This window comes from Pseudanabaena sp. PCC 7367 (assembly GCF_000317065.1).
GTDB lineage: Bacteria > Cyanobacteriota > Cyanobacteriia > Pseudanabaenales > Pseudanabaenaceae > Thalassoporum > Thalassoporum mexicanum.
Genome location: NC_019701.1, coordinates 1,540,743 through 1,555,054, shown reverse-complemented (window position 1 = coordinate 1,555,054; position 14,312 = coordinate 1,540,743). Strand labels below are relative to the sequence as shown.

Below are 14,312 nucleotides of genomic sequence, written 5' to 3'. Positions count from 1 at the left end.
ATTCAGCTTCAAAAGTCACCAATTTAGCCTCATACCAAAAAATTAAAACCATCGCCTAATCGCACAATCTAGCTGACAACGGTTTTAGGGATCACAATATGGCCATAACGCAGCCATTGCCAGGAGACAACATTTAAGCCAATGCCGATCGTAAACAATAACACCATCAATGCGATCTGATAGGATGGCACTGCGATCACAATATCGATCGCCAAGTGAATGAAATTCAATACCGTAAAGATCACGGTCAAGCCAAAATGAAATTTGCGATAGATCCTGGCGGTGGTGAAATGGGTCAAGGCGATCGTCAGCATTGGCAGCGCAAAAAACAGCAGCATAAACCAGAACACAAAATCTAAATTCACTACCTTGTCGGTGTGGGAATGTGTCACTTCTAGACCATGAAACAATGGCATCAAAGCTAACTGAGTATGGAACAAGGTGCCCAATAAAAAGCATGTCCACAGGGATGTGATTTGGCTTTGGAAATCAGAGTTTATAATTTTTTTTGATATCATCATGGCCTTAGCCTCCAGTAATTAAATGCTAGGGCGTAGTTTCCAAGAGGATGAAAATAATAAAGTATTCTAGTTAGATCTTCACCCATAAACTCTATCAAGCGGGTAAATCAGCCTTGCTCTCAACATAATTTCACACAATGCTGGTGGCGATCGCTTGAATAAGAATTTAAGAATTTGCTCAACGCCAGTTCAATCAAAAATGCTCGCTAACACAACAATTAAATTGCCCAGGCAATCCCCAATCACAAGCCGTGTTAAAAAAAATTCCTCACTTGGTTTGAGCCAACTGCCAGAGACTGATCGCCACCCCAGCCAAAATTAAAGCCGCGCCAATCATGGTTACGATCGCCACCGCCTCTGATAGGAATAGATAACCAAGCACACTGGCTAACACCGGCTCACAGAGAGTCACGATCGCCACTGCCGTAGGTGAAGTCCAGCGCAATGACCAGTTCAAGCTAGTATGGCCAATCAATTGGGGGGCGATCGCCAGCAAGAACACAAAGCCATAGAATTGGGTTGAAAAATGCCAGTAATAGGTTTGGGCTAAAAACGGCAGGGGTAGTAAAAACAGAGCAGCGCTACCATAGGCGATCGCAATATGCCTATTCAGGCTCAGACCTCGCTTTTGTGATTGCTGTGCCAGATGGAAATATAAACTCATCGCAATTGCACCCAGCAAAGCCAGTAAATTACCCAGTGCCGGATTGCTAGCTGTTTGTGGATCTCCGTCCGCTTGGGCAATGACCACGCCACCAGTCAAGGCGATCGCCATTCCCAGCCAGGTAGTCCAGCTCAGGCGCTCCTTACCCCACCACCAGCCAATCAAGGCTGTCCAGACCGGATTAGTGGTCACCAGAGTAGTAGAAGCAGCGATCGAGGTATAGGAAAGAGAGGTCGTCCAGGTGCAAAATTGCAGAGCCAGCAACAAGCCAGAAGCGATCGCAATCAGGATGGTTGACTCCGATCGTGGTATTGCTTGAGTTTTGGTTGCGGGATTAATTGCCCGATCTGATTGCAACTCATCCTTAAGTGCTAATGCTGGTTGGGCAAGTGGCGGGGTTTTTGGATCTTCGCGCTGATTAGATCTCAATGTCGATCGTGGATTTCTCTTCGTTCTGCCTAAATGCTGCGTATAGTTAATTGGCAGTAGTAACAAAGTGGCCATTGTCAGCCGCATCGCCGCGATCGATAGGCTTACGCCAATGCCTTCTTCTCCTGCTGCCTGCAAAGCCAGACGAATTAAAAGGGCAGCGCTGGAAATTGCAGCAATCCCCGCTGTTAAAATTATCCAGATCAGGATCTTGCTTGGTCTGTCAAACTTACTCAATTTAGCTAATTTACCAAGCTTATCTATAAAAATTTTGCAGTTACTTAAACATCAACGATCATCTCAAATCCACCAAAGATCATACGTTTTGCATCAAACGGCATTGGGTTATTCTCATTGCTTAAGCGAGAGTCAGCCATAACTTTCGGCCATGTATCATTGCGGACTTCTTTGGAGGGCCAAACGATCCAGGAGAAACAGACTGTTTCATCCTCTTTGCATTTAACTGCCATGGGGAAAGAGGTGATTTCTCCATCAGGGACATCATCAGCCCAACAATCGATCAGCTTCAGTGCTCCGTATTCCTTAAACACGATCGCCACTGCTTCCGCATACTTTTTGTAAATGTCTTTATTACCTATTGGTACTGCAAGTACACATCCATCGATATAGTGCATAATCACTTACTCCTTTCAAGAGATTTTTGTTACAAACCTTGCTACAAAAACCGCATTGTCAGACTCATGTTAAGAGCAGTTGTGCAGCATGAATAAATTCCAAAAGCTAATCCTAGATTGGATTCTGATCGCACTTTTTTATTATATTATTTAAGCTATCAGCCAGTTTTAATGCTTACACTAAGGCAGTTCGTAATAAGCATTGTGTCTTTGGCGATAGTGAGCCTTTCGCACTCGCCGAAACAACCAGACACCCACAAAATAACTAATCACACCGGCGATCGTGCCAGACACCAAACAGCCCAAAAGTAAGCTGCCTAGCACCATACCACCAAGACTACCCAGTTCATTCCACGAGCCAATATCCATCGGTGAAAAGGGCACCGCTTTATTACCCCCCAGCAGCCATTTGCCAAGATAGAAATTAAACATGTAGAGCGGTATATAGGTAATGGGGTTACTAATCCAGGTGGCGATCGCAGCCACTAGCTTGTTGCCCCTGAGCACAAAAGCCAAAACTAAAGCAATAATAGTTTGCAGCCCAAAGAAGGGAAACATGCCGGAAAACACACCCGCTGCTAGCCCTCTGGCGATCGATTTGGGGCTACTGTTCGATCGAATTACACGCAAATAGATATACCGCAACTGCCTTTGCCAGCCTTTTTTGCGTTTCTTGTCCAGCTTAATTGGCTTAATTGGCGGGGCTTGTTCTTGGCGCAAAAATTGGGTTGGGCGATCGTCTCTGCTGCTTAATTTCATAGTTTAGTGATGGCTAAAGTCTATTGTGCAATCTCAAGCTGTGAAGCCAGATGATGTGAAATGCCAGCTCGTATCAGGAATATTGCCCACCGGACTTGAGGACGAGAACATTAAGCAATTGCTAAAGCTGTGTCCCGTCAGGCTCTAATTTCTAATTGGCAATACTCAAGATTGGATTTCAAACTTAAAGTCCAAAATTTACAATCCTGAGCCTCATTTTGGCTCAAGCTGCATACTTGCTACCGACATCTTCCAATCCCAGAGCCAGGAACTAAGTGATGTAGATCGCGCTGGCAAGTAATCTAGCTTGCTTCTAGACTAGTTTTCGCCTTTATTGCTACTTCTGACTACGCCCGATTGAGTTAGAACTCAGGTTAATCATTTATATCTAGTTTATCTTTAACCCAAGAAATTATCGATCGTAGTAGCGGCGTAGACCTGTAGATGCTTTTGTGAAAAAAATGAAATAAAGCGTTAGTCAACCTTTCCCAGCTCTCAAGCATACTAGCCAAGACAGTTTAGTTTCACAACATCACCATCGATCGCCACCAGCAATTAACTAAACTCCCGCATGTCCCATTGCAATCCCCGCCACCAACATGCCGATCACCAGAAATGGCTGGGCACTGGCTTGATATTTAACATCATTTTCCAGTGGGTTACGCAGGAAGTACATGTCCTGGAAGGTGATTTGGGGAATTACCAGCAAAACCAATAGACTAGCTAACAGCTTTTCGCCCACTGCCAACAGATAGAGCGCGATCGCAATTTGAAATACATCGATCATCGTGGCCGAGATCAAAGCCGCCTTATCCACACCAAACATGACTGGCAGCGATTGCAGACCCAGTTGGCGATCGCCTTCCACACTCTTGAAGTCATTTACCACCGCGATCCCAAGGCCAGCAAAGCTATAGACCAGAGTAATAATCACGATCGTCAAATTCAGATCGCCAAACAGAGCATGACCAGCCCACCAGGGCAATGCAATGTAGCTGGAACCAAGCGCGTAGTTACCCAGCCAGCCATTTTGTTTGAGTTTCAAAGGAGGCGCAGAATATATATAAGACAAAAACGAACCCAGCGCCGCCATCAGCGTGATCGTGGGGAAGGTGTGTCCAGCCCAAAGATCCAGACCAGCCGCCACTAAAATCCCAGCAGCTAGCAAAATCCAAATTTGAGCTACTACCTGCTTGAGCGGAATTGCGCCAGAGGGAATCGGGCGATAGGGCTCATTAATTGCGTCAATTTCCCGATCGTAATAGTCATTGATTGTCTGGGTATATCCCGCCAGTAATGGTCCTGCCATCAGCATACAGGCGGCAGAAATCAGCACATTCTCGATCGTCCAGGTATAATTGCCCGACGAAGCCGCACCGCAAACCACCCCCCAGATCAAAGGAATCCAGGTGATCGGCTTCATGAGCTGCAAGCGCAACTTCCAGATCGAGGTTTCTTGATAGTCAGCGCCCTTCATCCCCAGCATTTGTCTGGTGCGTGAGCCTTTACTAGCATCTGCATCTTTGGCCTCTTTCGCCTCTGCATTATTTGCAGCATCTGCATTATTTGCAGCATCTGCATCATCTGTATCGATGCGATCGGCTGATGATGTTGTTTCGGTGGTGATTTCAGCGGCTAATTCTGCGGCTTGGTCGGCTGAACTTGCTTCAGGGGATAGATCGGGATTTTGAGATGTCATGGAACCTTCACAAACTTGACGTTAGGATATTTGATCTAGGCAGATTTTAATCAATAATTAATGGCAATAATTAGCCCAGCATAGCAACTTATCTGGTGTCTAGACCATCTGCCCAAACCAGACTTATGGTTAGTCTACTGATTTGATGCAATTCCAGCAATTTGGGCGATCGGCACATGGGTATATGCTTAAGCCATCAAAAGTGACATCAATAGATTTCGGCTAAAACCAGCATATATACCTGTACTAATCGAGCAATTGTTGAAATTAAATTATTTATAAATTATTTAGAGCCACTCTCCCCTGCCAGGAAATCATAATTTACGCATGTCTATCGAAATAACCCATCAGCTAAAAGAATTTACCGATCGGTTAGAGGCGATCGATCAGCTTAATTGTGATTCTGAACTAGAGCAACCGCTATTAGCAACGCCATTGAGCGGAATTTTGCTGGAGTTATGGCAGTTATGTCAAAGCCAGACAGAGAACATATCAACCCTAGCCAATCTTGCTAACTGCTTAGAACCAGAGATTTATGGCTATGATCATAAATTTACATTGCCTGACTATCGCAAGGTGCAATTGGATTATATTGACCAGGATGGCCAGAAAATAAACACGATCGACGATCGCTATCGTGCCTGGAATCTGACCCAGGAAATTAGTAAACTCGAAGCCCATCAAAAAAATGGCCTGACCCTTACTTTAATTCCGCAGATCACTGACTTTCTGTCGCAGATGGCTGGCCAGGAAGTATTTGGTGGTTATGTGAGTGCGAAACAAGTCCAAGCGATCGTGATTGCTACCAAAGAGCAAGTCATCAAGTTATTAACAGCGGCTTTAACTTAAGCTAGGTTTAAGCAGTCCTTATTAAGGCATATGTAAGTCATTATTAAGGCATTACCTGTCGTTACTGGCGAGATCGATCGCCCAAGACAAGAAGCAAGAACCTTGTTTGCTCTCTTGAAGAGCCTTGAAAGATCTTTTTTGATCGCACCGATGTTAATCACTGGCCGACAGGTAATGAACACTGAATAAGCGGTTTTGATCTAACCAGGTTTTGCGGAGGGTAAATCCAGCCGCCTGCGCCACATACTTAAAATCATCCAAACTATATTTATAGGAGTTTTCGGTATGAATGCTCTCCCCCGCTTTGAAAGCAAACTCCTGCCCTGCCACAATCACAGTTTGCGCTTTGAGGCTGACCAAGTGCATCTCGATTCTGCCTTCGGTTGGGTTATAGAAGGCATAGTGACTAAAGCAATCTAAATCAAAATTAGCGTTTAGTTCACGGTTAATATTGGCCAGAATATTTAAATTAAATTCTGCCGTGATTCCCTGGGCATCGTTATAGGCTGCATGGAGCCGATTGGGATCTTTTTTCAGGTCTACGCCCACCAGCATCCCACCAGCAGGAGCCACCAACTGCCGCGCCTGGGACAGCAAGGCGATCGCCTGTTTGGGATTGAGATTGCCGATCGTGCCGCCCGCAAAGAAAACTACTTTTTGATGGGCTCCTTCTATCTGGGGCAAGTGAAGCTGCTTGGTATAGTCAGCCACGATCGCCACCACGTCTAAATTGGGATACTTATGGGAAATTTTTTCCGCCGCATCGAGTAAGTGGGCTTTTTCAATGTCGATCGGCATATAGGCCACTGGAGCATGCAAAGCATCAAGCAGGGCATGAATCTTGGGGCTACTACCGCTGCCATATTCAATCAGCAAGGCGCGATCGCCAATATATTCAGCAATCTCGGCATTGTTTTGTTGCAGGATTTTAACTTCGGTGCGAGTGACGTAATATTCACTGGTACTACAAATATCAATAAACAGATCAGAGCCACGCTTGTCATAGAACAAAAATGTAGGCGGAAACTGTTTGCGGGGCATCGCTAGCCCAGCCAAAACTTCCTGGCGAAAGCTGGCCAGCTGAGGCTGATAGTCATGTAGGGTTATTTTTTCGACGGCTTGGCTCATTGTGCTTGTTTGTTGACTTAAATATTGGGCTTAATTTGGGTTTATTGCTTGATTATGGTTGGATTACATCTATATTTTGAGATGATCGAGTCATCGCTGCGATTTACTGCTAATTTCGCTTTTTTTGATTTGGCAAAATTTCTAGACTTTTTGGCCTACTGCTTTGTGATTCAATTCCCTTTTCAAGTTAAACATTCTGGCGATCGCTTTTAACTATCCTTTCGGGTGGTTTTAAGCAGCTTTTGGATTCTTTCTGCTAATTTCAGGCCACAGAAATAGTTTTATTTACGGTTTCCTGCGATCGCTATAGATATATTAATCCCGATAAAAAAGGTCGGGTATGTTTGACGGTTTTTTTTGCCCTGTGCTACGGTTTTTAACAATGGATTAATAAATGGATTAATAAATCGATCGTCAAAGCCTACAAAGTCTTAATCCATAATTTAATTCCCCTTTAATCGATCCAGAATCCATCTAGAATCCATCTAGTGATTAAAGTCCCTGAGATTTAGTAGAATCGCCGATTAACTTAACTCAGGCTAAACAAAAAAATTTAAAGATCGCAAATATTTGAATCGTTTAAACATTTGAATATCTAAATACTAGTTTTCTAGATCCCAATCTAAATCCCAACTCAAATCTTGACCAGGACTCATAAACCCATAACGTTAGGCACCTGGCTGATTGACCTTAAATTCCTCAAGTCGCTCAATCTAGATCCTCTAAACTAACCAGAACCTATGACCTCAACTGCATCTAATCCCACTGCTACTGCCGCTACTAACTACAGTGCCGATCGCCACGCCAACTTCAATGGCCTCAAGTGTAAAGAATGTGGCACTGAATACGAAGCCAAAGCGATCCACGTATGTGAATTATGTTTTGGCCCATTGGAAGTGGTTTATGACTATGAGGCGATCGCCGAGAAAGTGAGCCGCGAGAGCATCAAGGAAGGCCCCATTTCAATCTGGCGCTATCGTGAGTTTTTGCCCGTTGCTACTGATGACTACATCGACACCAGCACTGGCATGACCCCCCTCCTCAAGGCAAATCGGTTGGCCAGAAGGTTAGGCATCAAAGAGCTTTATATTAAAAACGATGCGGTGAATATGCCCACCCTCAGTTTCAAGGATCGGGTGGTTTCAGTGGCGCTCAGCCGTGCCCGTGAGCTGGGTTTTAGCACTGTGTCCTGTGCCAGTACTGGTAATTTGGCCAACTCCACCGCGGCGATCGCTGCCCATGCTGGCCTCGATTGCTGTGTGTTTATTCCCGCCGACTTAGAAGCTGGTAAGGTGTTGGGCACGTTGGTATATGCACCCAAGGTATTTGCGGTGCAAGGTAACTATGACCAGGTCAATCGCCTTTGCTCTGAGGTTGCTAACACCCACGGTTGGGGCTTTGTGAATATTAATCTGCGTCCTTACTACTCCGAAGGTTCCAAGACCCTGGGCTTTGAGGTGGCTGAGCAGTTGGGCTGGAAATTGCCCGATCACATTGTGGCACCATTGGCCTCTGGATCGCTTTATACCAAGATTTACAAAGGCTTCCAGGAATTTGTGAAAGTTGGCCTAGTCGATGACAAGCCAGTCCGATTTAGTGGCGCTCAGGCCGAGGGTTGCTCACCGATCGCCCAGGCATTTAGGGAAGGCCGCGACTTTATTGCCCCAGTCAAGCCAAAAACGATCGCTAAGAGCATTGCGATCGGTAATCCGGCGGATGGCGTTTATGCCCTCGATATTGCCCGCAAGACCAATGGCAATATTGAATCTGTGAACGATGCCGAAATTGTGGAGGGGATGAAGCTATTGGCCGAAACCGAGGGTGTCTTCACGGAAACCGCTGGCGGTACTACGATCGCCGTGTTGAAGAAGCTGGTTGAAGCAGGCAAAATCAACCCAGATGAAACCACTGTGGTTTATATTACTGGTAATGGCCTCAAAACCCAGGAAGCAGTGCAGGGCTACATTGGCGAGCCGTTGCAAATTGAACCCAAACTAGACAGCTTTGAGCGGGCATTTGAGCGCTCCCTAACCCTCGATCGTCTAGAGTGGCAGACTGTTTCGGTCTAATTGTTAATTCTCTTTCCTGATTTGAGCCGATGGAATTACAAGGTTTATAAGGTTTAGGCAAACTCAGGCCAAAGCATTAGCACGGTCAAGATTTCGTGACTATAGTTAAGCAAAGCGATCTAATTGTTTAGGTTGCTTTTTTGTTGCGCTTCAAATTATTTCAACAACCGCGATCGCCATTAGAACCATTGTACAAGCCTAATTATAGAGGGAGCCAAACAAGCTCTTAGCCGCCCCATAAGTATTTACCACCATGATTCCGCTAATTCAGATTGGGTAAGATATGTCTTATGTACCCATTTGATCTCCATAGCGATCGCAAATAATATTTTAGTGCTGCAATTAATAGTTTTGGGCTCTATTAGTCAGCCATAAAGATCATCATAAATAAAGATGCCATTGGGCCGGCCACTTATCGAGATTAAGAGCCGTCATCTCTAAAGTGATAGAGCTTTAGATGGAGCATTTGGGAATTAGAAGATTTATAGATTGGCAGAAACGGAAAGCATTGATTGTTGCAAATTAGATCGGGCTATGGCGGAACAACTGGATACACAATTGGACTCTGAGGCAGATGCTTTTGGGGTAGAAACAGAGGAGATCAACCATATTACCTTGCAATTAAAAGAACTACGGCAGCGGAGCCGTAACAATGTAATTAGGCAATGCGATCGCTTGCGCACATTGAACATGCCTGAGCCGATCCGGCTGAGTGACGTGTATGTTGATGTGTATGTAAATGAGCAAATCGCCAGTTTACAGCGTAAGCAGATTAGTGAATTAAACCAGCAAAATACAATTAGTTCACAACCCTGGTTATATGAGTCAGCCAAAGTAGAGCAGAACTTAATTCCTGCTATTGAAGCGATCGCCACCCACTCTAAATTAGTAATTAGCGGCGGCATAGGAGCAGGCAAAACCACCTTGCTAAAGTATGTGGCGCTGTTATGTAGCTCTGGCGAAATTCATGCCGATAAAGTATCATTGCTGGTGAATCTGGCTGATTATAGCCAAGAACCACTCCAGCCTAGCCTGCGTGATTATATTCAATGGCAAATTAGCGATCTTGGTGATCAACAAGACAATCAGCAAGATCAGCAACTACTCCGCCAGGGCAAGTTTTTATTTCTCCTCGATGACTATGGACAAATTAGTGACCAGCAGCGCGATCGAGTGATTCGTCAGATCAGCGATTTTAGTGATTGCTATCATCTTAATCATTTTGTGGTTACCTGTCGCCTACCGATCACGGCCGAGCGATTGGAGGATTTTACGACCGTAGCGATCGCCAGTTGGCAGCCTGTTCAGGTAAAGCAATTTGTCTATCAATGGGTAACCAACCTGGGCGATCAAAGTGAGCGATGGTCTACGTTAAGCGCAAATAAAAAGCTTAACGCCTCTAATGCAAAGCATGGTAAGTTTGCCGATCTGGCAGTGGCTGATATTACTACCGATCTAGCCAATCAATTTCTTTACACCATCAGTGCTAATCAAACGACCCAGGAGCTAGCTACTAATCCATTAATGCTAACAATGATGTGGTTGGCATTCCAGGAGCGCTCCTATACCGATGCCCAGTTTTATGCAACTGTTGCGCCGGAGGTGTTGGACTTGTTGCTAGCCAATCAGCAAGATCAAAATCTGCATGTAAAGCAAGATCAGCAATTTTTTCAGCCAGGTAACAATCTAGGTAACAATAAAGACTTACTCAGCTATGTAGCCTTGCGAATGGCTGATCGTGGTCATCCTTTTATTGCACCGGAACAGCTTGAACAATTTACCGATCAATACCTGCGCAACTATGGCCGCGCACACCATCGCAGCTCCTATGACATAACCACGCTCCCAGCGATCGCATCATCCTTAACCGCTCCCCAGGGTTTGTTAGTGCCAGGGGCAAAGCGCGCCTATGCCTTTCCCTATCTGGCTGTAAAGGAATATTTAACCGCCTACAGAATCGCCCATAGTCATCATCCCCATGCGATCGATTATTTGCTTGATCAACTTGGCAAACAAAGCTGGATTCATATTTTTACGTTGGTGGCAGCAATGCTGGGAGAGCCACAGGAACTAATTCTGGCAATGAAAGCACGTATAGACCAAATGCTGGTTGGGGATTCTGAACTTCAAGAATTTTTGCAATGGGTGAAGGAAGCATCGGATGAACTAAGCCGCCGCCGCAATCCCTATCGACCTGTGACCATACGAGCCTTATATTTAGACCTAGATTTAGAAAATGCCCGCAAGCTGGATCGTGCCCGTGCCCATGAAATCGCCCACATGCGATCGCTAGAAAGAGCCAGGCTGAAAGCAGAGGGGCAAGAATTTGATATCGCTGATACCCAGGTGGATGTGGATCATGCCCTCACCGAGGCGCTTAACCTAGATTTGGTGATGTTCTTTGCCCATGTCCCCACCCTGAGTCTTGCTAGCCTGCTAGAACCAAGTCTGGATCAAGCCCTCAAGCAGCTAAAAAGCCAGATTCCAGATATCACCCATACCGCCAAAATGTTTAAACGCTGGTGGCGATCGCAGGGGATGGATTGGTCAAAGAAGTTTAGAACCGTTGTTATTCAGCACCGTAAAAAATCACCGGATTGGGATTTTACCCAACAGCAAGAACAAAAAATTAGGGCTTACTATGATGCGAATAAAACCTTAGCGAATTGCTTGCATGTAGGCGATCTCGATCCAACCTGGTGTGGTGGTCTAGAAAATAGATTGCTGCTACCCAACCAAGACTGATGCTTTTCCCCACAGCAAAGCCACCAGAAATATAGTTGTTTATCATGGTTGAGAATATAGAGATTTACCCTTTGAAATCAAACTGGTTTAATGTAATCAAGTTTATTTAACAGGGCTTGCAATGGGCTTTAAAAAAATTACTTAAAAAATTACTTGCTCAGCTTTTCAAGCCTTAATTGAATGCTTAACTGTATTTTAATTATTTCTTATTTGTTACCATCTCCAGACTTAACTAAACTATTTTTTTACTAGGTCTGAGAAAGATTAATTTTTTAATATTAACAGGCACGGAATTCAGTTAAATATAATTAATTGAGACCCTTTAGACCAGTTAAAATTTACATGAATTAGCTATATCTAATGTTTGCGATCGGAAGTTAATAAATCAGCTAAGATCAAGAATTGATTTGGGTTATCATAGAATTTTAGGCATTTGATTGCTATGCAGAACTGTCGAAGTGCGATCGAAGAACTAGTTATAGAAGAGATTAAGGCGCAGACAGCTAGCCTTGGCAGAGCTGCCCGCGAGAAAATCAACCTCAGTGAGGTAGCCGCCTATGCCCTCAATCGACTACCGCCCATGTATGCCACATCGCAACGGGGCTGGCAACAGCAACGCAATCGTGCCAGGGCTGAACTTAAACAACAAATCACTTCAAATGTGCGCCGGGCTCTGGTTGGGGTCAGGCAAGATTCACTGCGGCCAGCCGATCCATTGCCAGAAAATGAATTTCATAGCCAAGCGCGATCGCTAGCCAAACTGCAAGAAATTCTGGGGCAGGACAATCTCAAGTGGAAAGATGTCCCCGATGCTTTGGAAGCAGCATTTATGACGATCAAATTAAAGGGAGCATTGAGCTATACCTATGTGAGTCCTAGCCGCCGCAATGCCATGGACGTAAAACAATATATCAAGCGTAGTAAAGTCCAAAATTACTCATGGAAATCCAGGAAATCCCAACGAGAGCAAGCCACCCCAGAAAGTGGTTCTAATGCTCGCTATGCCAGAGAATTTGCTTCATATATGTATTGCGCCTCGTTTGATTTTGTGAATGTGCTAGAGAATCCAGTTTTGGCGGTTGTGCACCGTCAATTGGCACGATTGCATCCTGCGCTGATTGATCAGATCAAGCCGGAAGAGGTCGCTGCCTATACCCTCAATCGCTTGCCACCCATGTATGCCACCAGCCAGCGCGGCCTAAAAGAGCAACGCTACCGGGTTAAGGCTGAATTGGCTAAGGATATTATTTTGATGGTGCGTGAAGGTATTTCGATCGTGGTTAATTCTCCAGCCAGGGCGGCAGCACCACTGCCATTTGAAAAATTTGGCCAGGAACAAGAATCGGCACTTGATAAAATTCGCCAAATTTTACATATCGATGACATTAACTGGCGGAATGTGGCTGAGATTGTGGAAGATGCCCTAGAGCGGGTTAGAAGTGGGGAAATTTCCTTGCATGCGATCGGCAGAACCAACCTGGAAGAAGAGCTATCATCGCAACAACAATCAACCCGCGAGCAATGGCGTTAATACGCTGATACTTAGATTAGATTATTAAGCTTTAGGCGATCGCAACTCTTGCCAAAGCGCTAAATATTCGCTGAGGGCATCATCTGATAGAGGTTGCAACAGCTCACTCTTGGCGATCACTTCTGGGGATGGGAATTTAAGTTGATTGGCTCTAATCTTTGCTGGCAGATCTGCGTTTACAGGCATGGTCGAGACCGCATCAGTAAGAGCGGTAATCTGGTTAGCGATCGCCGGCGAGAGGGTGTAGTTAATCCATTTGTAAGCCGCTTGGCTGTTAGTTGGCCTCGGTTGTTGCTTGGGCAAAACCCAGATATCACTCCAAAGGGCTGTACCTTCTTCTGGTACTACTACCCTGAGTTTAGGTTGGCGATCGATCTGCGCTTCAATATCATGGGACCAACCCACCACCGCCCAGGCATCTTCGATGATTAACGGCTGTAAATAGCGATCGGAAGAATAAAATAAAACCTGCTGATGTAATTGCTCTAGCTCCGTTGGCAATGCGGCGATCGCGTTTAAATTTTCATTGTTATAGGAATCACCCAGCTTTTTCAGCACCAGGCCAATCACCTCGCGCGGGCTATCTGGCAAAACAATCCGCCTTTTTAGTTCTGGTCGCCACAAATCAGCCCAGCTTTTGATCTCAAACTTAGTGCGATCGGGGCGATAGGCGATCACGGTGCTGCCCCAGCGATAGGGCACCCCCCAAACCTGGCCGTTGCGGGTTACTGATGCTTGCCAATTGGGTTCCAGTTTCGGCCATTGGGAAATTTTGGCCAGATCCGCCGCCGGGATTGGCCGGATCAAATCCTGGGCGATCGCTGCGTCCAACCAGGCATCGCTGAGGCTCACCAGATCGGGGACTTTGCGCTGTGCCGCATTGGTTTTTGCGTCCTCTTCTGTTGTGGGATCTGTGGCCTCGTCACCACTATTGGAATCTGCCTTATTAGAGTCATTAGAAGAATCATTAGAATTGTCGGTATTAGCTTCCAAACCTGGTTTGGCTTCTTCTTTTTTTTCCGTAGCAAGCTGCAAATCCCTCAGGGTTTGCCAGATCTCTGCGGGGGCAGCCTTGGGATCGATTTCCGCCTTTTGCTTAAACTCCGATCTAAAACTTTTTAATACCTTCCCAGGCAAAGCATTGTCCAAGCCCAGAATTTGCAATCGTTGTGGGTCGGCCAACCAACTGCAACCATTCAGGCCAAATGCACTTGCGGTGCCGATCGCACCCATGCCAATTAAAAATTTGCGCCGATCGATTAGCTGGTTGGATTTCATTGGCA

General features: G+C 45.5%; 11 protein-coding genes. 4 read left to right on the top strand and 7 right to left on the bottom strand.

The window, feature by feature from the left end; genetic code table 11:
• Positions 1 to 68: 68 nt before the first annotated feature.
• The 5 genes from PSE7367_RS06060 to chlG form a co-directional block, all read right to left on the bottom strand.
• Positions 69 to 521: a hypothetical protein gene (locus PSE7367_RS06060; protein ID WP_015164492.1), complete on the bottom strand. Its 453-nt coding sequence runs from the start codon at positions 519 to 521 to the stop codon at positions 69 to 71.
• Between the two features lie 268 nt (positions 522 to 789).
• Positions 790 to 1,851 carry a DMT family transporter gene (locus tag PSE7367_RS06055; protein ID WP_015164491.1) on the bottom strand — a complete coding sequence of 354 codons (1,062 nt, stop codon included), beginning with the start codon at positions 1,849 to 1,851 and terminating at the stop codon, positions 790 to 792.
• Between the two features lie 44 nt (positions 1,852 to 1,895).
• Positions 1,896 to 2,249 carry a DUF1428 domain-containing protein gene (locus tag PSE7367_RS06050; RefSeq protein WP_015164490.1) on the bottom strand — a complete coding sequence of 118 codons (354 nt, stop codon included), beginning with the start codon at positions 2,247 to 2,249 and terminating at the stop codon, positions 1,896 to 1,898.
• Between the two features lie 180 nt (positions 2,250 to 2,429).
• Complete coding sequence (locus tag PSE7367_RS06045) at positions 2,430 to 3,008, bottom strand: DUF2062 domain-containing protein (RefSeq protein WP_015164489.1); 579 nt, start codon at positions 3,006 to 3,008, stop codon at positions 2,430 to 2,432.
• 559 nt (positions 3,009 to 3,567) lie between these two features.
• The gene (gene chlG / locus PSE7367_RS06040) at positions 3,568 to 4,707 is read right to left on the bottom strand and encodes a chlorophyll synthase ChlG (protein ID WP_015164488.1); all 1,140 of its coding nucleotides are present in this window, start codon (positions 4,705 to 4,707) and stop codon (positions 3,568 to 3,570) included.
• Positions 4,708 to 5,034: 327 nt separating this feature from the next.
• Between chlG and PSE7367_RS06035 the strand changes: the two genes are divergently transcribed.
• Positions 5,035 to 5,556, top strand: a complete 522-nt coding sequence (locus tag PSE7367_RS06035) for an AbiTii domain-containing protein (RefSeq protein WP_015164487.1) — start codon at positions 5,035 to 5,037, stop codon at positions 5,554 to 5,556.
• Positions 5,557 to 5,709: 153 nt separating this feature from the next.
• Here PSE7367_RS06035 and egtD read toward each other — a convergent pair whose 3' ends face one another.
• Positions 5,710 to 6,684 (bottom strand): L-histidine N(alpha)-methyltransferase, encoded by a 975-nt coding sequence (egtD, locus tag PSE7367_RS06030; RefSeq protein ID WP_015164486.1) that lies wholly within the window; start codon positions 6,682 to 6,684, stop codon positions 5,710 to 5,712.
• Positions 6,685 to 7,424: 740 nt separating this feature from the next.
• On the opposite strand from egtD, the gene thrC reads away from it, so the two are divergent.
• The 3 genes from thrC (at position 7,425) to PSE7367_RS20230 (ending at position 13,029) form a co-directional block, all read left to right on the top strand.
• Entirely contained in the window at positions 7,425 to 8,753 is a 1,329-nt protein-coding gene (thrC, locus tag PSE7367_RS06025) for a threonine synthase (RefSeq protein ID WP_015164485.1), read from the top strand.
• 534 nt (positions 8,754 to 9,287) lie between these two features.
• Complete coding sequence (locus tag PSE7367_RS06020) at positions 9,288 to 11,498, top strand: NACHT domain-containing protein (RefSeq protein ID WP_015164484.1); 2,211 nt, start codon at positions 9,288 to 9,290, stop codon at positions 11,496 to 11,498.
• Positions 11,499 to 11,940: 442 nt separating this feature from the next.
• Complete coding sequence (locus PSE7367_RS20230; protein ID WP_015164483.1) at positions 11,941 to 13,029, top strand: late competence development ComFB family protein; 1,089 nt, start codon at positions 11,941 to 11,943, stop codon at positions 13,027 to 13,029.
• A 24-nt stretch (positions 13,030 to 13,053) separates the two neighbouring features.
• Here PSE7367_RS20230 and PSE7367_RS06010 read toward each other — a convergent pair whose 3' ends face one another.
• A complete protein-coding gene (locus tag PSE7367_RS06010) occupies positions 13,054 to 14,307 on the bottom strand; it encodes an extracellular solute-binding protein (protein ID WP_225882691.1) in 1,254 nt (417 codons plus the stop codon).
• Positions 14,308 to 14,312 lie beyond the last annotated feature (5 nt).